Origin of the sequence: Microcystis sp. M44BS1, assembly GCF_020244875.1 — a bacterium.
Classification (GTDB): Bacteria; Cyanobacteriota; Cyanobacteriia; order Cyanobacteriales; family Microcystaceae; genus Microcystis; species Microcystis panniformis.
Genome location: NZ_JADBVM010000122.1, coordinates 38,922 through 59,504 on the forward strand (window position 1 = coordinate 38,922; position 20,583 = coordinate 59,504).

A 20,583-nucleotide genomic window follows, 5' to 3' on the forward strand; every position below is an offset into this window, starting at 1 on the left:
AATAGGGATTTTTCTTGTCTGTATTTCTGCATACTTAGTAATCAGAAAATTTTCCATAATCATGTCCATTTTAATGATAAAATCAGCCTTTTATGGTATTCATATCAACAATATTTGATCATTCTAAGCTGTACTGCATTTAAACTGCGTATTAGATATTTTAGTACAAAAGCTCCAACTACTTCCCCCCGCTCCCGTGCAGTCTTAACGAGTAATTTAGATAGTCAACAGCTTAGTACCTCCAGAAGCTATAATAATAGTTAAAGCTTACTAAAGATTAACCAATTCTTTAGAAACTACAACCAGAGACAAATCGATCGCCAAGTATTGAACTTTTTAACCAAACCACAATTCTATGTCAAAAAAATCATTTTTACCCGGTTGTTTAGTCGTCTTAGGACTAACAGCAGTAACCGCAGGAGGTGTCTATCTTTATCTACGAGGACAACTACCTTGGCAAAGATTCACCCCCTTGCAATCGGCAAAAGTTATCCCAGAAACTGCTTTCGCTAGTAGTTTTGTCTCCACGGATGCAAAAGCTTGGTCAGTGTTAGCTAAATATGGTACACCAGAATCGCGAACTGCGGTTAGTCAAGGACTAGAAGAATTACAAAAAAATATCTTCACCGATAAGATTGATTATCAACGGGATATCGAACCTTGGATCGGTAGTATTAGCTTTGCTTTCCTTCCCGCAACTACCCCCGGACAATCGGAATTATTAACGGTTATCGGGATCAAAGATAAAATTAAAGCGTCAGAATTCCAGAAAAAACTAGGACAAAAAGTTAATCGCAAAACTAGCACCAGTGACTACAAAGGTATTACAATTACTGCTATAGATTGGCAGGATAACACCACCATTTATACTGCCGTTACTGGCGATTTTTTGTTGATATCCTACGATAAAAAGGTGTTAGAAGCGGCGATCAATACCTACCAAGGACAGCCATCTTTTAGCAGTAAACTGGAAGTGATAAAACTGCTTTCCCAATCCCTCAATCTACCCAATACCCTAGCAACAATTTATATCGATGATTATGCCAAAATATTGGGAGCAGATGCTAATTTATCTCCCCAAAGTCGGCAAGAATTAGCAAAAATTCAGGATATTGTCGCAGGAGTGGGTGTCACCGATACGGGATTACAGTTACAAATGGTGGCTAAACTTGCTCCTGAAACTATTTCTAACCTACCTTCCCCCAGCAGAAATCAAGTTTTAAATTATTTACCCGGAGATACCATCGCACTCTGGAGTGGGAATAATCTTAAACAGGGATGGGAAGAAGCAGAAAAACAGTCCCAAACTAACCCAGAATTACAAGCTTTTCTGCGTCAGATCCGTGAGAATTTTCAGATGGCAACCCTTGATGCGGATAAAGAAGTTTTTAACTGGATGGATCGAGAATTTGCTTTCGGAATTATCCCCAACCAGCAAGGGGTGGGAGGGTTAGGTTTTGGGGGAATGATGATCTGGCAAACCGGCGATCAGAAAGCGGCAAAAACTACCCTCGATAGGTTAAATAAATTGGTAAAAACTTTTCCCTTTATCACCATAAAAAACAGTCAAATTTCTGGTCAAGATGTGACTGAATGGAAAGCGGAAGAACAAGCGATTTTAACCTATACTTGGCCTAATAATGATACCCTAAAAATGACCGTCGGAATTCCCTATCAACCCCAATCGAATCAACCGATTAGCAAAAGTGAGATTTTCCAAGCATCGATCGCAAATTTGCCTAAAAATAATCTCGGTTATTTCTTCATCGATGTGGAGCAAATTATCGCTAAAGCAGGGGGAATTAATAATCTTCCTGCCACGGAATTAACCCCGGAAGCAAAGGCCTTTTTAGAATCGGTACGCGGGATCGGAATTACTGCCACTATGCCTGATAAAACCACCAGTAAAATTGATGTTTTATTTTCCCTGAAGCAAACTCCCTAAAAAGTAACCGACTAAATAAAGCGATCCACAGAGAATTATCTGACTATCGGCCGATTCTTGGATGGCTTTTTTTAGTCCTAAAAATACATCGGAACAAGTCTCTAGGTGAGATAATTCTGGACAAATTGAAGCCGCTAATTCCGCTAAGGTTTCAGGATTGGCACTGCTATGATCGGGGACGGGAACTAAATATAAACTATCGCCTTTTCTTAATAAAGCTTGGAATATTTCCCGATGATCTTTAGTCGATAAAATTCCCATCACCCAGATAATTTTTGGAGCCTTTAAACTATCTACATACTGCCTTAAACCAATAGCAGCAGCAGGATTATGAGCGCCATCTATTAAAATTTCTCGCTGACACCAATTAACGGTTTGTAAACGTCCTAACCAGCGAGTTTTTGCCATTCCTTCTTGCACGACTTCATCGCTAATTTGCCAACCTTGCCGACGTAAAATATTAACAACAGCGATCGCTATAGCCGAATTAGTTAATTGAAAATCTCCCGCTAAGGATAAAGGATATTCTAACCCTTGATATTTGGCCCGATTATCGGCAATTTTTTCGGCAGCTTCTACCCATACCGTCGGACAATTTAACAGCTTGATTCTCTCCCTAACTACCCCCTGCGCTGATTCCGGTAATTGTCCGATAACTGCGGGACAATTCGCTTTTAATATCCCCGCTTTTTCGCCGGCAATATCGGCAACCGTCGGCCCTAAATTTTGCCAATGTTCCCGACTAATAGAAGTGATGACAGTAACTAAAGGTTGAGCGCAAACATTAGTCGCATCTAATCTTCCTCCTAAACCCACTTCCATCACGGCAATATCCACCTTTTCCCGGGCAAAATACAGCCAAGCAGCGGCAGTAATTACCTCAAATTGAGTAGGACTTTCCTGCTGGGGATCGATAAGCGATTCTATATCTTTAAGCAGGTTTTCTAAAGTCGCAGTTTCAATATTTTCGCCATTAATAGAGATTCTTTCTGTCCAATCAATTAAATGGGGAGAAATATAACGTCCGACTTTGTAACCAGCAGTGCTGAGAATGGAGGATAGATAGGCACAAACCGAACCTTTGCCATTAGTTCCCGTGACATGAATAATCGGAATTTGATCTTGGGGATTGCCTAAAATCTCCAGCAGATTTTTTATTCTTTCTAAACCGAGATTAACCCCAAAACGCTGAAAAGATTGCAGTAAAGAATCGATAGTCATGAGACCTCTTGCAAAAATCAAAAATCTGACCTTAGGTGAGGAGTCAGTAGTCAGTAGTCAGGAGTCAGGAGTCAGGAGAATTAAGAATGAACATTATTAAATGCTCTATTTAGAGATTTTATGCAATTTTATGCCTATTTTTCTCATTTTTGAACTATCAACAATTAATTATGCAAGAACTCTATGATCAGCAAACTATAAATAATACTAAATCCAGTTATTAAAAACTGATTATTTATTCTCCGTTTTGCCTTTTGCATGAGTAGAAAACGGGTTTCTCCGAGAAACCCGTTTTCTGTGCGTTACTCAGGAGCATCAATCCTACCCGCACGGATGACCCTTTCTCTGGGGGGAAATGTCTAAAGTTTGACTAAAATGCTCGGTTCTTTTTGGATCGGTAAAACATCAAGAGAGTCAATATTAGCGCAGTATTTTAAATCTTCTTGACAGTGGAGACGCAAGAGGCGCTGACCATGACTACAACTGTGGAACATTCCTAAAAGATCATTTTGCCATTGACGATAAAGAGCGATCGAGGCGATCACCTCATCATTACCGATCGCCATTTGCCCCGATTGTTCTTGTAGCGCATTGGCGATCGCTCCAGCACAGGCCGTATCTTCCAGAGAATAACCCCCTTCCCAACCAGAGCCAACAATCCAGACGGTGTCGGGCTGCCTATCCAATAAGTAATTAACCGCAGCTTGCCGATTGATCATAGCCGCAGTGATCACGATCGGGGATTCTTCCACCCTTTGCAGAGCGCGGGTGCCGTTAGTGGTGCTGATAAACAGACGACGACCTTTCATTAAATCAGGGGTACAATCGAGGGGAGAATTGCCCAGATCGCAGCCTTCCACTTTTGCGCCGCCTCTTTCTCCTGCCCGGAGACGTTTTGCCGGTTGCCAGGTATCACTCACCTGCATCAGGGTTTTCAGATCGCTGAAGGTTTGCACTGCTTCTGCACCGGCATTGAGGGCAGTGGCGATCGTGGTTGTCGCTCTTAAAACATCGATAACGACGGCGCAATCGGGTAGAGTATGGACGGGGGTAAGTTCGGGAGTATGATAAATGAAAACCTGCACGATTTATACCAAGTAAAAAGTAAAAGGGGAAATAAGCTCAACATACCGCCGCTCGGCTTCGCGCTGGCAGAAGAAAGACAAGGCCGATTTTATCACAGATGTCGGCTAGTTAAGCTGTTCGTAATTCAAATTGCTTGTTGAGATCAGGCAAGGGGGGGCTAATCTAAGAATAAGCGGTTTAAATACGTCTTAGCTTATCACTTGAAATACCCATGCGGATCACAAAATTGGCCAATTGTCAATAGGGTTTGAGATGTTCTCACCCCGGATCGATCGTCATGACGAAATGTTATAATTAATAATTATTATGCCTGCTAACTTCAAGATTCATGTCTGCTAAAGATCGTTTTCATGGTGCAGTGAGAAAAGGATTAGAAAAAGAGGGTTGGATCATTACGGATGACCCTTTAAGGATTGAAGTGGGTGATGTAGAAATGTATGTCGATTTAGGAGCAGAGCAACTGATAGCCGCAGAAAAAGACAATAAAACGATAGCCGTTGAAATTAAAAGTTTTATCGGTAAATCCACTATTTCAGAGTTTCATACTGCCATTGGACAATTCTTTAATTATCGTGTTGCTTTAGAAGAAAAAGAACCTAAAAGACAGTTATATTTAGCTGTTCCCTTAGATATTTATTATAGTTTTTTTGAATTGCGATTTATTCAAACTGTCGTTAAACGATTTCAAATTTACCTGATTATTTATGATCCGATTGGGGAGGTAATTGTCGCATGGAAAAATTAGAACAATATCGTCACTATGTCAAGCAAGTCATTACTGAATATTCTCAGATAGGTTCATCTAAAGATCCGATTGAACAACAATTGATTTTTGATACTGTTGGCGATCACTATCAATTGATGTATGTTGGCTGGAAAAATAGACGAAGATATCATGGTTGTGTTTTGCATCTCGATATTAAAAAGGGTAAAATCTGGATACAACATGATGGCACTGAGGTGGGAATTGCCAATGAATTAGTTAATTTAGGTGTTCCTAAAGAAGATATTGTTTTAGCCTTTCATGAACCCCTAGTCAGAGAATATACAGGGTTTGCGGTGGGTTAATCTTAATTAGAGAAAAGCGCCAAACTCGCCTAACCTAATCATAGCTTAGGCGACAAACAGGATCAGCAAGAGATTTCGATTTTTTGACCTTGCTGATCTCTGTATTTCTTTGTTAACAAAACTTAACAATTATCGCCAAAATTTTGCTTGCTTTTGTCGGGAGATTTTGGGATAATATTTTTAAAAGATTTTATTCATAATGGAAATCTGCGAGTCTAAAAAAATTTTGCACGGATTCCCATTATAAGAAAAGCATAGCGCAAGTCGCCGGCAAAGTCAAGTCCTTTCCCATTAATTATGGGTTGGCTGAAAAAGTAGGAGCGATCGCCGGTTAAGATACAAGGTTTTTGAGCCACCAGCTTGAAAATCTTGCAGCTGCTTGGCCAAACAGGCCGCCAAACCCCTTACCTCGTCTATATTTCACATTTATTCAGCCAACCCCACCTAAATCTCTGCTGAAGGTGGAGATCAAAGGCTGTTTTAAACTAATACTTTACTGCGATCGTTAGAATTATCCCCAAAAATTGCCCCTCGTCGAATTAAATCCTGTTTTTGTTCGGGGGTGATCCCCGTTGCATCGATAAAGATAGCGTTTTTAACGTCAGCCCCACTCAGGTTAGCCTCACTCAGGTCAGCCTCAATCAGGATAGCCCTTCTCAGGTTAGCCCAACTCAGGTCAGCCTCACTTAGGACAGCCTCACTCAGGTTAGCCCTTCTCAGGTTAGCCCCACCCAGGTCAGCCTCACTTAGGACAGCCCCACTCAGGTAAGCCTCACTCAGGTTAGCCCCAATCAGGTCAGCCTCACTCAGGTTAGCCCCTCTCAGGTCAGCCCCTCTCAGGTAAGCCATTGTCAGGTCAGCCCCACTCAGGTCAGCCTCACTCAGGATAGCCCTTCTCAGGTCAGCCTCACTTAGGACAGCCCAACTCAGGTCAGCCTCACTCAGGATAGCCTCACTGAGGTCAGCTTCACTGAGGTAAGCCATTGTCAGGTCAGCCCAACTCAGGTCAGCCCCTCTCAGGTCAGCCCCTCTCAGGTCAGCCATTCTCAGGTCAGCCCCACTCAGGTCAGCCTCACTCAGGATAGCCCTTCTCAGGATAGCCTTTCTCAGGATAGCCTTTCTCAGGATAGCCCCACTCAGGTTAGCCCCACTCAGGTCAGCCTCACTCAGGTCAGCCCCACTCAGGTCAGCCCCACTCAGGATAGCCCCACTTAAATCAACAAATCGTAGAGTTGTCTTATCGATTGTTCCCTCTCGAATTGCCTTAATTAATTCGGCTTTTTCAATAACTTTTGCATCTGTAGTGAACTCTGCTTTTGTGACGATAATTTCGGGTATATCGTCTGATTTAAGTTCATTGAGACGGGCTTGCAATTCCCCCGATTGATGTAAATCTGCTAGGCTCTGTAGTCCATCTTCTGAACCTTCTAAAAATAGCCGAATACTGCCTTTAAGTTTCATAATAGGCTTGATCGTGTTGTCTTTGGCGATTTTTTGAATAAGGTTGTTAATCTTATCAATTTTCTCTGGTGTCAGGTCGTCTATCCCTACCTCAATAACTAATTCAAGAACTTTATTTGATTGCTGAGTTTGCGGTTTATTGTTATGATCAAATGTCTGAGAATTATCTCTATACCACCTTGCCAAAGCAGTAATCAGATTACTCTTTCCAATCTTTTCACCTGTTTGCTCTGACAAGATTTTAAATAAATCATAAGCCGCATTCTTGATTGACTGTTCTTCTTGCCTAATTTCTTCCGCTAGATCAGCATATTTTTTATCATCAAAAATACCTTTTAATATTTTTGTCTCCACGTCCGTTAATCCCTTGTTTGTATGCTTTTTTTTCAGATCATTAACCAGCATTTCTAATTCAGTCCATGAAAGGGGTTTAATTTCAGTCATTTTTAGTTCATTTATCATCATTTTTTAAGGGTAACAGGACTTAAGATTACTTTTCAGTACCTTGTCAGGTTACTTGAGAGTACCTAAAAAAAGTACCATTTTTAGGACTTTTGAGTAACGACAAATAATCAGATTTTTTTTAATCTAAAGATAGTTCACCTCCTAGGTAAAAGGATTGATGATTATGTATAAATATTGGTTAAAGTACAGAGAAGACCTTGTCAGTCTTGCCAAAATTATCAGCACCATATTTGCGATCGCATCATTTTTAGGCTTCTCTTTTCCAGAGAAATTTCAACCCACTCCCTGCCAACCGACGGCAATTGTTGAAACCACGGAAGTTAGCACTAACAATTAGTCAAAGCGCAAAATTCGCCTAACCTAATCATAGGTTAAGCGACAAACAGGATCAGCAAGAGACTTCGATTTTTTGACCTTGCTGATCTCTGTATTTCTTTGTTAACAAAACTTAACAATTATCGGCAAAATTTTGCTTGCTTTTCTCGGCAGATTTTGGGATAATATTTTTAAAAGATTTTATTCATAATGGAAATCTGCGGGTCTAAAAAAATTTTGCACGGATTCCCATTATAAGAAAAGCATAGCGCAAGTCGCCGGCAAAGTCAAGTCCTTTCCCATTAATTATGGGTGGGAATTTCCCAGAATCAAAAAAGGGGGTTAGTGGGGAGTCAGACCAAATATAGGTTACACTTCAACTTTAAATGAGAAACGCTGTCATTCTTTGTAGGGAATATGACTAGACAAACCGCTAATCTCGGACAAACAGGAATTGCCGTCAGTGCCTTGGGAATCGGGACTTGGGCATGGGGAGATAAACTATTCTGGAACTATGGCAAGGAATACGGAGCTAGTCAGGTAGAGGAGGCCTTTAAAGCGGCAGTAGAGGCAGGAATCACCTTTTTTGACACTGCCGAAGTCTATGGACTGGGGGAATCGGAACGACTCTTAGGAAAATTTACCCAACAGACCGATATTCCCATCGATATTGCCAGCAAGTTTGCCCCCGTACCGTGGCGATTGGGGGCGAATGCGGTGCATAATGCCATTACCGAGAGCTTAAACCGTCTAAAAACCGATAAAATTACCCTTTACCAAGTACATTGGCCCTTCACCTTCCTAATTAGCCAAGAAACCCTAATGAATGCCCTAGGGGAAGAAGTAAAACGCGGCCGGATTGGTTCCGTGGGTGTAAGTAATTATTCCGCCGAGCAAATGCGTCAAGCAAGCCAGATTTTGGCGAAAAAAGAGGTTCCCTTAGCGGTCAATCAGGTGCAGTATTCGCTTTTGTATCGCAAAATAGAAACTAAGGCAATTTTAGCCACGGCCAAGGAATTAGGTGTCACCATCCTCGCCTACAGCCCCCTCGCTCAAGGACTACTGACGGGTAAATATAGCCCAGAAAGCCAGAATTTGCCCGATGGAGCCAGAAAAGTTGACTCGCGGTTCAAAAAAGAAGGTTTGGAGAAAATAGCCCCAATTTTAAGGGTACTGCAAGAGTTGGGCGCAAAATACCAAAAAACCCCCGCACAAGTCGCCCTCAATTGGTTAATCGCCCAAGGGGATGTAATTCCCATTCCGGGGGCAAAAACTGCGGCCCAAGCGAGGGAAAATGCCGGGGCCTTAGGATGGAGTTTAGAAGCGCAAGAGGTGACGCAATTAGAACAGATGAGCCGACCTTGGCTGTAAAAATCAAAACTTTTGATTTTTGATCACCATTCTGGAAAAAGTTTCTAACTTTTTGGTGATCAAGATTAAAACAGGCTACAATCTTTGCATACTGCTGTACTACTTAAGAAAACTGGGGAGAAAATTAATGGCGACAATGACAAGTAATCCCGATCGAGATAAAGCCTTAGGTTTAGTCTTAACTCAAATCGAGCGCAACTTTGGCAAAGGTTCGATTATGCGTTTGGGAGACGCCACCCGGATGCGGGTGGAAACCGTGCCTAGTGGTGCTTTAACCCTAGATATGGCTTTGGGTGGCGGTTTACCGAAGGGCCGTATCGTCGAAATTTACGGGCCGGAAAGTTCCGGCAAAACCACCTTAGCCCTCCATGCGATCGCAGAAGTGCAGAAAGCTGGGGGAGTGGCGGCCTTTGTCGATGCGGAACACGCTTTAGATCCCACCTATTCGGAAGATTTAGGGGTAGATATCAATAATTTACTGGTAGCACAACCGGATACGGGGGAGGCAGCCTTAGAAATAGTTGACCAGTTAGTGCGTTCTTCGGCCGTGGATATCGTTGTCATCGACTCGGTGGCTGCTTTAGTGCCGCGGGCGGAAATTGAGGGGGAAATGGGGGATAATCAGGTGGGTTTGCAGGCCCGTTTGATGAGTAAAGCCCTGCGAAAAATTGCCGGTAATATTGGTAAATCCGGTTGTGTGGTGATTTTCCTCAACCAACTGCGGCAAAAAATCGGTGTCACCTACGGCAATCCTGAAGTGACCACCGGGGGAACGGCCTTAAAATTTTATGCCTCGGTGCGTTTAGATATCCGTCGCATTCAAACTCTGAAAAAAGGCACGGAAGGAGAATACGGAATTCGGGCTAAAGTTAAGGTGGCTAAAAATAAAGTCGCGCCTCCTTTCCGGATTGCTGAATTTGATATTATCTTCGGTAAAGGCATTTCCCAAGTGGGTTGTATGCTGGATATTGCCGAACAAACTAACGTGGTTACTCGCAAAGGGGCATGGTATAGCTATAATGGCGAAAATATTGCCCAGGGTCGCGATAATGCCGTTAAATATCTCGAAGAAAAGCCAGAAGTAGCGGCAGAAATTGAGAAGTTATTGCGGGATAAATTAGACATGGGTTCGGTTCCTTTCCCCACGGAACCGGCCGATGAGGACGATGACGACGATCAGGAACCAGAAATCTAAAAGAAGACGGTTTTAAGTCTTGGTTATCCCCCAGTTTCGGGGGATTTTTTTGTTTCAGAATCGATAGATTTTGCCGCTTCTAACCATGATTGTAAACCTTTTTTAGTCGGTGTTCCTTTAGGGGTAAAAGTCCATAGATCTCGTTTATGTTGGGGTCCGTAGCTGATATGAATCGGGCGATTAATTCCGTAAAAATAGAGAGAATCAAAGGGTAATTTTGCGGTTAAAATCCAATCTATCAGGCGATCGCTCGTTAAATCGATAATCAGAAAATCACAGGCTGCCCCCAATCGCTGACAATAATATTGACCTTTTTGATTAATTTCGTGGCCGCAATGTTGATCACGACTGGGATCGATTCTACCGTTTTTTAAGCCGGTGATCGGGTCTTTTTTTTGGAGAAATTTTCTCAGATCATTGGAACAAAATCCGTAGGTTAATTGGAATTTTTCTCGACCAAAATTATCAATAATTGGATCGATAATAAAGTGAGCGAGATTTTGCCAAGCGGTTATCGTTGCAGGATTTTTTGGATAGGGGTCGATTTGTGCTGCGTACTTTTGATAGGTTTGGGAACAGGTAGATAATTCTTCTAGGGTTAAATATTTACCAATTAACATAATCAGTTATCAGTTTTTTAGCTATATCCTATCACCCGATTTAGCTATTTTGCCAAAGCGGCTTTTTGGCGACCATAATAAACAGCGATAAAAGCGCTGACATACATCCATAAACTATAGACAACTGCGGGAATAGCCAGATCGGGATTCTTTAATAAACCGGCAGTGATAGCAATAGCTAAAGTGCCGCTTTGAATACCCACTTCGATGGCGATACAAATTCTTTGGGGAATAGTTAATTGAAATAAACGACCAATAAAAAACCCAATTAGGGAAGCAACCGTGTTTAAAATAATCACTGCCAGGCCAGTTTGAGCGATAAATAAAGGTAAACGTTGCCATTCTCTCAGGATTAATAAGAAGATAATAACTGCTAGAAAAATTACGGCCAAACGATTAGTTATCGGTTCGAGACTTTTGGCCAGTAAAGGGAAGTAATGGCGGATAGTCATACCGATAACCAGGGGTAAAAGTATAATCAAAAATATCTGCGCCATAGTGGAACCAATGGGTAGGGAGATGGCGGCACTTTCCCCCATAAAATGCTGGAGAGTGAAACTAGCTAAAAAAGGTATTGTGAAAATGGTGATGATGCTGCTAAAAGCGGTTAAAGTAACAGAAAGAGCCACATCTCCCTTAGCTAAATAGGTTAAAACATTGGAGGAAGGACCGCCGGGGCAAATGGCGACAATCATTAAACCGACGGCAATTTCTGGCCGGAGAGGCAAAAGAGAAACAATAATAAAACCGACGATCGGTAGAATAATAATTTGATTGACTAAACCGATCAGGACTGCCTTGGGATAACGGGTGATACGCTGAAAATCGGCGGCAATTAATCCTAATCCCATGCCTAACATTAAAATGCCTAGGGCAACGGGTAAGAGGATATTAGTAAAAAAGTTGGCCTGCATGGGATAAAAGCGGAGAAGATACGCTTATTTTCCCATAATTCCTGTCCCTGGTTCCCGATTTTGCCGACTAAAAAACCCGGTGTGCAGGGTAGGTTAAATTGTAGGAGAAATCCAACCTTGGTGATTTTAGTCCGGTTTCCCTGGCCGCTCCGGAGTGAGAGAATAGTCATACTTAGTTTTTTTGTCCCGATCGAGAGTATTTTCTGAGATAGATCATTGCCTATCTGGGGATAAAAAACCGTAATTTCGCCCGATATAACCTTTTATTTGCCCCTATGACTGTCAAAATTCCTCTTAACCCCAATCAAATCCAAAATCTCGATCTTTCATCTTTAGAGACTATTATTCAAGATTATCAGTCCCGATCAGCGATCGCTGAACTGGAACAAGCTCTACAATTAGAGATAGATTATCCTCGTGCGGAGGGTGATCTGCGAGAATTATCGGAGATACCGGAAGTCAGGCTGTGGTTTCTGCATTTAGACGCAGTTTATCCCTGGTTAATCTTTATTCTTGACCCAAAACAGGGAGAAATCGCTCGTTATGCGGCTATGTTGGTCCCGCATCAATTCCATCGCGGGGAAGGAATTCAATATAACCCCGAAGCTTTAGAGATTTTTGTGATGCAAAAACTCTTTATTTTGTCTGATTGGCTGAAAAGTCAGCAAATTCCTGCTTTATCTCGCTTAAAATTTTTCGCTCAACAGTTTGGTTACGATATCGACGAGGAATTTCTCTCTCGTCTCTAAAAGCTTCCTGCGCTGACTAGATAAGGTATTTTTAATATATGGCAAGCTACTGTCTCGCCCAATTTAGCGCCACCAATACCCCTATCAGAGAATCATGGATACAAAATCCTTTAAACGCACCCTACAGCAATCGGATAACTATAACCGCAAGGGATTCGGTCACAAAGAGGAAGTAATGGATGCGATGACCAATGAGTATCAAAGCGACCTGATCCAAGAAATTCGTGAAAATAATTATCGTTTAGAACGGGGTGACGTGACGATCTATCTCGCTCAAGCTTTTGGTTTTTGTTGGGGGGTAGAACGCGCTGTTGCTATGGCCTACGAAACTCGTCAACATTTTCCCCAGGAACGTATCTGGATTACTAACGAAATTATTCACAATCCCTCGGTTAATCAGCGTCTGCGCTCCATGGCCGTGGGTTTTATTCCGGTGGAAAATGGCCAAAAAGACTTTACTGTGGTGGAATCGGGGGATGTGGTGATTTTACCTGCTTTTGGGGCTAGTGTCTCGGAAATGCAAATACTTAACGATAAGGGTTGCATGATTGTGGATACCACTTGTCCCTGGGTTTCTAAGGTGTGGAATTCCGTGGAAAAACACAAAAAAAGCGACCACACTTCGATTATTCACGGGAAATATAATCACGAAGAAACGATCGCCACTAGCTCTTTTGCTGGCACTTATCTGATCGTTTTAAATTTGGCTCAAGCTAATTATGTCGCTAATTATATTCTCCACGGTGGCGATAAAAATGAGTTCTTAGAGAAGTTTAAAAATGCTCATTCCCAGGGTTTCGATCCCGATCGCAATCTAGATTATATCGGTATTGCCAATCAAACCACGATGCTGAAAAGTGAAACGGAGGCAATTGGCAAACTCTTTGAGCATACTATGTTGAGAAAGTACGGACCGATCGATTTTAAAGATCATTTCATGAGTTTTAATACCATCTGTGATGCCACTCAAGAGCGTCAAGATGCCATGTTTGAACTGGTGAAAGAACCGCTTTCTTTAATGGTGGTAATTGGGGGTTATAATTCCTCTAATACCACTCACCTACAGGAAATAGCGATCGAGCGTGCCATTCCCTCCTATCATATCGATAGTGCCGAGCGCATTCTCCCCGGTAATCGCATCGAACATAAACCTTTAGGTGGCGATTTAATCATCACCGATAACTGGTTAAATGAGGGAAAAATTATCGTCGGAGTGACTTCTGGTGCTTCCACTCCCGATAAGGTGGTAGAAGAGGTAATCGAGAAAATTTTTGCGCTCAAATCTTCTTTAGTCCCCGGTTAATTAGCCTGGGTGTGTTAGCCTTTGGCAATGGCTGCATCTCATATCACAAACAGGAGATGCAGCCGATATTTTTATCAGTGGGATTGCTCAGAAACTAACGACCGCAATCTTGACATTGACGTTAGAACCGTTCGACTCTTCTCGTTTCTGTCTGGAAGGAAGAGTCAATATTTTCCTAAAAACGGCGGGTTTTATCGATTCCGTAGAGGATTCCCGTCACCACGGAGGACAGAATTAATAACAAAATTAATCCTCCGGGTAAAAAGGATAATATTCCCATGCCGCGCAATATATAAACTAACACAGTCACCAATAGGAAACCGAAAAAAAGAGACTTTAAATAACTAAAATTTGAGCGCATTTACTTAGATTAATAGTTCCTCTTGAGTTAAGTTTAACTTTTCGGCAATCATTGCCAGGATTTTTTCTTCCCTTTTTCCGTTACTTATAGATTCCAGTAAACGGAGATTGAGAATAATTTTTTCCCCGTTCGATAGGATTAAAATAATTCGCTGGTAATTAGACCCCAAAAAGCCTTTGTAATCTTCTACCTTTGCCTCAACAATTCTCTCTAGAAGATAATCACTTTCACTTCTAAAAGTTAAATGTTGTCGCTTATGGGTTAGGGTAGCGGTACCCTGATTAAAGACATAACTCTCCCAATAGCTGGCATCATAAAGTAACAATAGACCAGAGAATAAGCATAACATACCCCAAAGATAATAGCGATAATTATGATGCTGTTCTAGCAGTGCTGACAAGGTATCTAGGGGACTTTTGGCAATAATTTCCTGATTTTGATATCTATTCACAAAACTATCAAATTGAGTTTTAAAATCACTAGCTGACTGCACATCCCGAAAATTTTCGATGTAGAGATGGTTATTTCTTCCGACCAATAAAACCGTGTTATTAACAGTTTTTTCCTGCTCAACACTGATAAAAACTTCCTGATAGACAGCCGTAGCTTTAATGTGAGTTAAAGAAAAATTTTCCCGACTAGAAACAGGAAAATTATACTCTTGGACATATTGACAATCTATCCTTTTTGTGCCTAACCGAATGCAGTCGAGATAAGCGCGCTGGAAAAAAACCAAATATGCTAAAAACAGCAAAGGAAACCCAGCCAGAAAAAAACCCAGAAAAGGACGATATTTAGGAGCTTTATTCTCTAATAAGAGTGTAGTCAGCGTTTTTTGCTTAACTCGCATGGGAAACCCTACAGGTACTTTGTTCTAATTGTACTACAGATTTTTTCAGCATCCTTCTCAGGATCGATTTATTTAATCTGCTGACCGGGAAAATTGTAATGATTATTCACGAAAATCTGACATCGGTCTCTAGACTGGCTCTATCTTGGCCTTTTTTGTCCCGGTTTGGCACGGTAAAACCCTGTTTATCGAGTTTTTGTAAAGCTTTGGCGGTTTTTTGTTTATTGTTTTTATTTAAAGTAAATATATAAATAAAACTGTTTTTATAAGTTTTTGTCGATTTCAGAGACTTTATAGGCTGTAAAAAATTATTTATCTACTTTTTACGCTTTTATTCTCACTCTAGCTATAGCAGATAAAAATTGAGCCTCTTGCCAAGGAGTGGGGAGATGGTCAATAATTGCGATCGAAGCACTGATAAACAAACTCACCATTCAAGCGTACATTTAGGAGAACTTCCATGCCTTTAACACTCGCAGTCTACGGAAAAGGTGGCATCGGTAAATCGACAACAAGCTGTAATATTTCGGCTGCTTTAGCCAAAAGAGGCAAAAAAGTCCTACAAATAGGCTGTGACCCCAAGCATGATAGCACTTTCACCCTGACAGGCTTTCTTATTCCCACAATCATCGATACCCTACAAGAAAAAGATTTTCACTACGAAGACATCTGGCCCGAAGACGTTATCTATGAAGGTTACGGTGGTGTCAAATGCGTGGAAGCGGGTGGCCCCCCTGCCGGCGCCGGTTGTGGCGGTTACGTCGTCGGGGAAACGGTGAAATTATTAAAAGAATTGAACGCTTTTGATGAATTTGACGTGATTTTGTTTGATGTTTTGGGGGATGTGGTCTGTGGGGGATTTGCCGCACCCTTAAATTACGCCGATTACTGCATAATTGTCACAGATAACGGCTTTGATGCTCTTTTTGCCGCCAATCGCATTGCCGCTTCCGTCCGGGAAAAAGCGCGCACCCATCCCCTGCGACTAGCCGGATTAATTGGTAATCGCACCTCAAAACGCGATTTAATTAATAAATATGTAGATCATGTTCCCATGCCAGTGTTAGAAGTTTTACCCTTAATTGAAGATATTCGCGTCTCCAGAGTTAAAGGTCAAACTCTCTTTGAAATGGCCGACAAAGACCCGATGTTAAGTTACGTTTGTGACTATTATCTCAATATTGCCGATCAGATTTTAGCCAAACCAGAAGGAGTTATTCCTAAAGAATCTGCCGACCGGGAGTTATTCACTTTATTATCAGATTTCTATCTTAATGCTGATAAACCCAAAGTTAACGCCGAAGCGGAATTAGATCTAATGATGGTTTAGATTATTTTGTCGGGTGGGTTAGGGACAGCGTAACCCACCAATAACCACCAATAAACTCTTTTTCTGGGTGGGTTACGGCGAATAATTAACTTATTAGTTAATAGCCTAACTTATCGTCGCCTAACCCATCCTAACCACGAATTTTATCGAGGACTCGATAATGATCATTTTTTCCTCTCATTGGGAATGAGAATAGGGAAAACATCATTATTCAGTCAGGGGGACAAAATGAGTAACTTTGAGGAATTAAAAGCAGCACTTAAAGATAAATGGTTGGATTACTACCAAATTAATCAAGCTTGGATTAAGGTTTTTACGACTGCTACTAATTCTTGGATAAACACTCCTGATATGGGAAAACGTCCTTCTTCTCATCTAATTCTGGGAGTAGCTACTGCTTTAGAAACACAATTATTTATGTGGATGAGTCCTTTTTGTGTTCTCAGCAACGATAGTAATAAACTTGTCGATGCTTTAGGTTTAAATTTTGACCCTGAGATAGAACTCGAAAAACGAGAAGAAGAAAGAGCAAAAATCCAAGAAGCTGAAGCCATTCCTTTACTGCCTGAAACCAATCCACATACTGAATACCTAAACCAATTCCGCAATTAAGGAGAACAAAAAAACATGACTGCCACTCAAGAACCGAGCGCTTTACAATTTGATTGTGAAACCGGCAACTATCACACCTTTTGTCCGATTAGCTGTGTTGCTTGGTTATACCAAAAAATCGAAGATAGTTTCTTCCTTGTTATCGGCACAAAAACCTGTGGTTACTTCCTGCAAAATGCTATGGGGGTGATGATTTTTGCTGAACCACGTTATGCTATGGCTGAATTAGAAGAAGGGGATATTTCCGCTCAACTAAAAGACTACGAAGAATTAAAACGCCTCTGCTTACAAATTAAACGAGATAGAAACCCTAGCGTTATCGTTTTTATCGGTACTTGTACCACCGAAATCATCAAAATGGACTTAGAAGGATTAGCACCGAAACTAGAGTCAGAAATCGGTATTCCTATCGTGACAGCGCGCGCTAATGGTTTAGATTATGCCTTTACCCAAGGGGAAGATACCGTCCTCGCTTCTATGGTGCATAAATGTCCCGAAAAAGTTAAGCACGAAGATGAAAAAGAAGAACGGAATGCTATCCAGAAACTCTTAACTTTTGGACGTAAAAAAGAAGAAATTAAACAGGAAGAATCGGAATATAAAGACCATCATCCTTTGGTTTTATTTGGTTCTGTTCCCGACCCGATTGTGACCAATTTAACCCTAGAATTGAAAAAACAAGGAGTTAAAATTGATGGTTGGTTGCCTGCCAAACGTTTTACTGAATTACCGGTAATTGAAGAAGGTTATTATGTCGCTGGTGTCAATCCTTTTCTATCAAGAACTGCCACCACTTTAATGCGTCGTCGTAAGTGTAAATTAATTGGCGCACCCTTTCCCATCGGTCCGGATGGAACCCGCGCTTGGATAGAAAAAATCTGTTCGGTTTTGGGAGTACAACCCCAGGGATTAGAAGAAAGAGAGGCAAAAATTTGGGAAAGTTTAGAGGATTATCTGCAACTTGTGCGCGGTAAATCGGTCTTCTTTATGGGGGATAATTTACTAGAAATTTCTCTGGCACGTTTCCTAATTCGCTGTGGGATGACTTGCGATGAAATCGGTATTCCCTACATGGATAAACGCTACCAAGCGGCCGAATTAGCATTACTAGAAAAAACCTGTAATGATATGGGTGTCCCCATCCCGAAAATTATCGAAAAACCTGATAACTATAATCAGATTCAGCGCATTTACGAGTTAAAACCCGATTTAGTGATTACGGGAATGGCCCATGCAAATCCCTTAGAAGCGCGGGGAATTAACACTAAATGGTCGGTAGAATTTACTTTTGCTCAAATCCACGGTTTTACCAATGCGCGAGATATTTTAGAGTTAGCTACTCGTCCCCTGCGTCGCAACAATAACCTCAAGGAATTGGGTTGGGATAAGTTAGTTAAAGAGTCAGCAAAAGTGTAAATTTGTTTTCAAAAGGCTACAATCATCAGGTAAGGAATTGATTTTCCTTACCTTTTTTCAGTATTTAGTTAACTTCAATGTCCAATAACTTATCTCACCAAAAACCCTATCATCTCAACTTTAGCAGTGAGGATTTAGGCACAGTAAAACCGACTATCACCCTATTATCGGGGGAACCAGAACGCTCGCGCTATATTGCCGAAACTTATTTACAAAATGCACGTTTACTATCGGATTATCGCGGATTAAATAGTTATCTTGGCTATCTAGATAATTCTACCCCAATTCTTCTGGCTACCAGTGGCATGGGTGCGCCATCTTTGAGTATTGTGGTTAATGAATTAATACAGGTGGGAATTAAAACTATTATTCGTATCGGTACTTGTGGCGCAATTCAAAATAGAATAAAAATTGGTGATATTATTATCTCGCAAGCGGCTTTATGTAGGCAAGGTGCAGCTAATGATATTGCTCCTCCGGAATATCCCGCAGTGGCGGATCCTTTTTTGACGGTTGCTCTAGTCAAATCGGCTCAATTTTTGGGAGTAAATTATCATGTAGGTATTACCGCTTCTGTGGATAGTTTTTATGAAGGACAGGAAAGAATTGTGTCTTCTGCTAATCCTTATCTTCAGCGTCATTTAGAGGGAATTACGGAAGAATATCGACGTTTAAATATTCTCAATTATGAAATGGAAGCGGGAACTTTATTGAAAATGGCGGGGGTTTATGGATTTACTGCCGCTTGTATTTGTGCTGTGATTGCCGAAAGAAGCAAAGAGGAAGGGATTAGTTTAGAAAGCAAACAACAGGCCATCGAAAAAGCGATTCAGGTGGCAATATTGACTGTTAGTAACCTCTCCCTATCCTCAATTGATTAATGTTCAAAAATCATCTTCATTAAGACTTTCTCTTTTTCCTGACTTTGGGGATAACAGGAGATAAGTTTAGCGCGTAATTCTTGGGACAAAATAATTTATCGCCTTGTCTAAGTAGGGTACATTAATTTGCTCAAAAAAGTGTACTTTGTTGCGAATATGTAATGATTTTGACAAAAGTAAATTATCACGCCCAAAAATTCGCTTCTTCCTAGTCTTCTAAGCTAATCTTGACGGGATTAATTTGCCATCGGTGAAGTCAAAACCGTTAGCGACGAGACGATTATAAAGTCGCGGACAAGCTAAAGCTAGGGATTGTCCTCACGGCATTTGGTGGGATTAGGAGCTAATAAGGTGAGATAATAGAAAAAAATTAGTTTTAGCTTTAAGGATGGTATTATGTCAGACACAACGCAGTTAACACCAGAACAAATTGCTCAGTACCGTATTGAATTTGCCGACAATGAGAATGCTTTAATTGCACTTGATGTGATTGAGGAATGGGAGGGAGATTTGGCGGATGCTGCTGAATCCATTGCCACTCGTAACGGTATTGAAGGAGTAGAAGATAATGCTGATTTTCGTTGGTTTGTTATTGTTCTTAATAAATGTCGTGATTCTATTTGTCAGCCGAAGTATGAAAATTTGCGAGAAAAATAATTACCCGCACTTATTCCCCCTTTAACAGATATTATAGCAGGATGTTTTATGTGTCCGCCGGGAGTAGCAGGACTTTTATCGACTCCAGTTGCTATTTATATTTCAGAGGAAGGAATGGATAAGTTTTGTCAAAATTGTTCTGATTCTTAAACGGTTGAACGGATAAGACATGATCGAAATTCGCCAGACTAAAACTTATTCTGAGTGGTTTAGTGGTTTGCGAGATCGCCAAGCAAAAGCGCGTATAGACATTCGTATTCGTCGTTTATCTACGGGCAATCCGGGCGATGTTAAGCCAGTAGGACAAGGTGTATCAGAACTGCGAGTTGATTATGGTCCAGGCTATCGGGTATATTTTATACAACAAGGTAAGACCTTGATCATCCTCTTGGCAGGAGGAGATAAAAAGACTCAAGAACGAGACATCAAAACAGCATTAGATTTAGCCCGTAACTTATAGGAGGTATTCATGGCTACTATCCAAACCTATCCTTGGGATGCAACCGATCATCTGGAAACAAAAGAAGATATAGCCGCCTATCTTGAAGCGGTTCTTGAAGATGGTGATCCGAGTCTAGTAATAGCAGCATTAGGTGATATTGCTCGTTCTCAAGGAATGAAAAATATTGCTAGTGAAACAGGGTTAGAAAGTCAAAATCTCTGTAAAGATTTGTTAGGCGAAGGTAAGCCAGAGTTTACTACAGTTATTAGGATTTTACAGGTACTTGGATTACGTCTCCAGATTGTACCCATTACCTAATTC

The 20,583-nt window shown here is 41.2% G+C and carries 21 protein-coding genes and 1 pseudogene; 15 read left to right on the forward strand and 7 right to left on the reverse strand.

Annotated features, from left to right (window positions below):
- Window positions 1–355 precede the first annotated feature (355 nt).
- Entirely contained in the window at window positions 356–1,945 is a 1,590-nt protein-coding gene (locus IM515_RS09490; RefSeq protein ID WP_287627323.1) for a DUF3352 domain-containing protein, read from the forward strand.
- Here IM515_RS09490 and IM515_RS09495 read toward each other — a convergent pair.
- A complete protein-coding gene (locus IM515_RS09495) occupies window positions 1,919–3,166 on the reverse strand; it encodes a bifunctional folylpolyglutamate synthase/dihydrofolate synthase (protein ID WP_287627321.1) in 1,248 nt (415 codons plus the stop codon). The genes IM515_RS09490 and IM515_RS09495 overlap by 27 nt on opposite strands.
- A 359-nt stretch (window positions 3,167–3,525) precedes the next feature.
- Window positions 3,526–4,251 carry a 2-phosphosulfolactate phosphatase family protein gene (locus IM515_RS09500; protein WP_110578040.1) on the reverse strand — a complete coding sequence of 242 codons (726 nt, stop codon included), beginning with the start codon at window positions 4,249–4,251 and terminating at the stop codon, window positions 3,526–3,528.
- Between the two features lie 329 nt (window positions 4,252–4,580).
- On the opposite strand from IM515_RS09500, the gene IM515_RS09505 reads away from it, so the two are divergent.
- Both IM515_RS09505 and IM515_RS09510 read left to right on the forward strand, forming a co-directional pair.
- Window positions 4,581–4,997 (forward strand): XisH family protein, encoded by a 417-nt coding sequence (locus IM515_RS09505; protein ID WP_287627318.1) that lies wholly within the window; start codon window positions 4,581–4,583, stop codon window positions 4,995–4,997.
- Complete coding sequence (locus IM515_RS09510) at window positions 4,985–5,320, forward strand: XisI protein (protein ID WP_002748301.1); 336 nt, start codon at window positions 4,985–4,987, stop codon at window positions 5,318–5,320. The genes IM515_RS09505 and IM515_RS09510 overlap by 13 nt, the downstream gene beginning before the upstream one ends.
- A gap of 480 nt (window positions 5,321–5,800) precedes the next feature.
- Here IM515_RS09510 and IM515_RS09515 read toward each other — a convergent pair whose 3' ends face one another.
- On the reverse strand, window positions 5,801–7,246 hold the full coding sequence (locus IM515_RS09515; protein WP_287627316.1) for a pentapeptide repeat-containing protein: 1,446 nt from the start codon (window positions 7,244–7,246) through the stop codon (window positions 5,801–5,803).
- Window positions 7,247–7,403: 157 nt separating this feature from the next.
- Here IM515_RS09515 and IM515_RS09520 point away from each other — a divergent pair, with 157 nt between their 5' ends.
- The 3 genes from IM515_RS09520 to recA all read left to right on the forward strand — a co-directional run bounded on the left by IM515_RS09520 (window position 7,404) and on the right by recA (window position 10,127).
- Window positions 7,404–7,583, forward strand: a complete 180-nt coding sequence (locus tag IM515_RS09520) for a hypothetical protein (RefSeq protein WP_104396165.1) — start codon at window positions 7,404–7,406, stop codon at window positions 7,581–7,583.
- Between the two features lie 395 nt (window positions 7,584–7,978).
- Window positions 7,979–8,932, forward strand: coding sequence for an aldo/keto reductase (locus IM515_RS09525; protein WP_287627313.1), 954 nt, complete (start codon window positions 7,979–7,981; stop codon window positions 8,930–8,932).
- A 127-nt stretch (window positions 8,933–9,059) separates the two neighbouring features.
- The gene (recA, locus tag IM515_RS09530) at window positions 9,060–10,127 is read left to right on the forward strand and encodes a recombinase RecA (protein WP_287627312.1); all 1,068 of its coding nucleotides are present in this window, start codon (window positions 9,060–9,062) and stop codon (window positions 10,125–10,127) included.
- Window positions 10,128–10,150: 23 nt separating this feature from the next.
- Here the strand turns inward: recA and IM515_RS09535 are convergent, their stop codons facing one another.
- Both IM515_RS09535 and IM515_RS09540 read right to left on the reverse strand, forming a co-directional pair.
- Window positions 10,151–10,747 carry a hypothetical protein gene (locus IM515_RS09535; RefSeq protein ID WP_287627310.1) on the reverse strand — a complete coding sequence of 199 codons (597 nt, stop codon included), beginning with the start codon at window positions 10,745–10,747 and terminating at the stop codon, window positions 10,151–10,153.
- A gap of 44 nt (window positions 10,748–10,791) precedes the next feature.
- Entirely contained in the window at window positions 10,792–11,661 is an 870-nt protein-coding gene (locus IM515_RS09540) for a bile acid:sodium symporter family protein (protein WP_287627308.1), read from the reverse strand.
- Window positions 11,662–11,936: 275 nt separating this feature from the next.
- Here IM515_RS09540 and IM515_RS09545 point away from each other — a divergent pair, with 275 nt between their 5' ends.
- Both IM515_RS09545 and IM515_RS09550 read left to right on the forward strand, forming a co-directional pair.
- Entirely contained in the window at window positions 11,937–12,410 is a 474-nt protein-coding gene (locus IM515_RS09545; RefSeq protein WP_287627306.1) for a CRR6 family NdhI maturation factor, read from the forward strand.
- Between the two features lie 94 nt (window positions 12,411–12,504).
- On the forward strand, window positions 12,505–13,713 hold the full coding sequence (locus IM515_RS09550; protein ID WP_002766361.1) for a 4-hydroxy-3-methylbut-2-enyl diphosphate reductase: 1,209 nt from the start codon (window positions 12,505–12,507) through the stop codon (window positions 13,711–13,713).
- A 175-nt stretch (window positions 13,714–13,888) separates the two neighbouring features.
- On the opposite strand, the gene IM515_RS09555 is transcribed toward IM515_RS09550, so the two are convergent.
- Both IM515_RS09555 and IM515_RS09560 read right to left on the reverse strand, forming a co-directional pair.
- On the reverse strand, window positions 13,889–14,074 hold the full coding sequence (locus tag IM515_RS09555; protein ID WP_287627305.1) for a hypothetical protein: 186 nt from the start codon (window positions 14,072–14,074) through the stop codon (window positions 13,889–13,891).
- A gap of 4 nt (window positions 14,075–14,078) precedes the next feature.
- Window positions 14,079–14,924, reverse strand: a complete 846-nt coding sequence (locus tag IM515_RS09560) for a hypothetical protein (protein ID WP_287627304.1) — start codon at window positions 14,922–14,924, stop codon at window positions 14,079–14,081.
- A 460-nt stretch (window positions 14,925–15,384) separates the two neighbouring features.
- Here IM515_RS09560 and bchL point away from each other — a divergent pair, with 460 nt between their 5' ends.
- The 7 genes and pseudogenes from bchL to IM515_RS09595 all read left to right on the forward strand — a co-directional run bounded on the left by bchL (window position 15,385) and on the right by IM515_RS09595 (window position 20,580).
- Window positions 15,385–16,254: a ferredoxin:protochlorophyllide reductase (ATP-dependent) iron-sulfur ATP-binding protein gene (bchL, locus tag IM515_RS09565; protein ID WP_002735653.1), complete on the forward strand. Its 870-nt coding sequence runs from the start codon at window positions 15,385–15,387 to the stop codon at window positions 16,252–16,254.
- Window positions 16,255–16,482: 228 nt separating this feature from the next.
- Window positions 16,483–16,866 carry a DUF5331 domain-containing protein gene (locus tag IM515_RS09570; protein ID WP_287627302.1) on the forward strand — a complete coding sequence of 128 codons (384 nt, stop codon included), beginning with the start codon at window positions 16,483–16,485 and terminating at the stop codon, window positions 16,864–16,866.
- Window positions 16,867–16,881: 15 nt separating this feature from the next.
- Window positions 16,882–18,282 (forward strand): ferredoxin:protochlorophyllide reductase (ATP-dependent) subunit N, encoded by a 1,401-nt coding sequence (locus tag IM515_RS09575; RefSeq protein WP_002790983.1) that lies wholly within the window; start codon window positions 16,882–16,884, stop codon window positions 18,280–18,282.
- A 77-nt stretch (window positions 18,283–18,359) separates the two neighbouring features.
- A complete protein-coding gene (locus IM515_RS09580) occupies window positions 18,360–19,163 on the forward strand; it encodes a nucleoside phosphorylase (RefSeq protein ID WP_287627301.1) in 804 nt (267 codons plus the stop codon).
- Between the two features lie 396 nt (window positions 19,164–19,559).
- Window positions 19,560–19,970 (forward strand): annotated as a pseudogene (locus tag IM515_RS09585) (hypothetical protein).
- A 19-nt stretch (window positions 19,971–19,989) separates the two neighbouring features.
- Window positions 19,990–20,280 (forward strand): type II toxin-antitoxin system RelE/ParE family toxin, encoded by a 291-nt coding sequence (locus tag IM515_RS09590; protein WP_002786284.1) that lies wholly within the window; start codon window positions 19,990–19,992, stop codon window positions 20,278–20,280.
- A gap of 9 nt (window positions 20,281–20,289) precedes the next feature.
- Entirely contained in the window at window positions 20,290–20,580 is a 291-nt protein-coding gene (locus IM515_RS09595; protein ID WP_287627299.1) for an addiction module antidote protein, read from the forward strand.
- Window positions 20,581–20,583 lie beyond the last annotated feature (3 nt).

What these genes read in the sequence shown, in the direction of transcription:
- IM515_RS09490 (WP_287627323.1), top strand. Translation starts at nt 356, where the DNA reads ATGTCAAAAAAATCATTTTTACCCGGTTGTTTAGTCGTCTTAGGACTA.
- IM515_RS09495 (WP_287627321.1), bottom strand. Translation starts at nt 3,166, where the DNA reads ATGACTATCGATTCTTTACTGCAATCTTTTCAGCGTTTTGGGGTTAAT.
- IM515_RS09505 (WP_287627318.1), top strand. Translation starts at nt 4,581, where the DNA reads ATGTCTGCTAAAGATCGTTTTCATGGTGCAGTGAGAAAAGGATTAGAA.
- IM515_RS09510 (WP_002748301.1), top strand. Translation starts at nt 4,985, where the DNA reads ATGGAAAAATTAGAACAATATCGTCACTATGTCAAGCAAGTCATTACT.
- IM515_RS09515 (WP_287627316.1), bottom strand. Translation starts at nt 7,246, where the DNA reads ATGATGATAAATGAACTAAAAATGACTGAAATTAAACCCCTTTCATGG.
- IM515_RS09520 (WP_104396165.1), top strand. Translation starts at nt 7,404, where the DNA reads ATGATTATGTATAAATATTGGTTAAAGTACAGAGAAGACCTTGTCAGT.
- IM515_RS09525 (WP_287627313.1), top strand. Translation starts at nt 7,979, where the DNA reads ATGACTAGACAAACCGCTAATCTCGGACAAACAGGAATTGCCGTCAGT.
- recA (WP_287627312.1), top strand. Translation starts at nt 9,060, where the DNA reads ATGGCGACAATGACAAGTAATCCCGATCGAGATAAAGCCTTAGGTTTA.
- IM515_RS09535 (WP_287627310.1), bottom strand. Translation starts at nt 10,747, where the DNA reads ATGTTAATTGGTAAATATTTAACCCTAGAAGAATTATCTACCTGTTCC.
- IM515_RS09540 (WP_287627308.1), bottom strand. Translation starts at nt 11,661, where the DNA reads ATGCAGGCCAACTTTTTTACTAATATCCTCTTACCCGTTGCCCTAGGC.
- IM515_RS09545 (WP_287627306.1), top strand. Translation starts at nt 11,937, where the DNA reads ATGACTGTCAAAATTCCTCTTAACCCCAATCAAATCCAAAATCTCGAT.
- IM515_RS09550 (WP_002766361.1), top strand. Translation starts at nt 12,505, where the DNA reads ATGGATACAAAATCCTTTAAACGCACCCTACAGCAATCGGATAACTAT.
- IM515_RS09555 (WP_287627305.1), bottom strand. Translation starts at nt 14,074, where the DNA reads ATGCGCTCAAATTTTAGTTATTTAAAGTCTCTTTTTTTCGGTTTCCTA.
- IM515_RS09560 (WP_287627304.1), bottom strand. Translation starts at nt 14,924, where the DNA reads ATGCGAGTTAAGCAAAAAACGCTGACTACACTCTTATTAGAGAATAAA.
- bchL (WP_002735653.1), top strand. Translation starts at nt 15,385, where the DNA reads ATGCCTTTAACACTCGCAGTCTACGGAAAAGGTGGCATCGGTAAATCG.
- IM515_RS09570 (WP_287627302.1), top strand. Translation starts at nt 16,483, where the DNA reads ATGAGTAACTTTGAGGAATTAAAAGCAGCACTTAAAGATAAATGGTTG.
- IM515_RS09575 (WP_002790983.1), top strand. Translation starts at nt 16,882, where the DNA reads ATGACTGCCACTCAAGAACCGAGCGCTTTACAATTTGATTGTGAAACC.
- IM515_RS09580 (WP_287627301.1), top strand. Translation starts at nt 18,360, where the DNA reads ATGTCCAATAACTTATCTCACCAAAAACCCTATCATCTCAACTTTAGC.
- IM515_RS09590 (WP_002786284.1), top strand. Translation starts at nt 19,990, where the DNA reads ATGATCGAAATTCGCCAGACTAAAACTTATTCTGAGTGGTTTAGTGGT.
- IM515_RS09595 (WP_287627299.1), top strand. Translation starts at nt 20,290, where the DNA reads ATGGCTACTATCCAAACCTATCCTTGGGATGCAACCGATCATCTGGAA.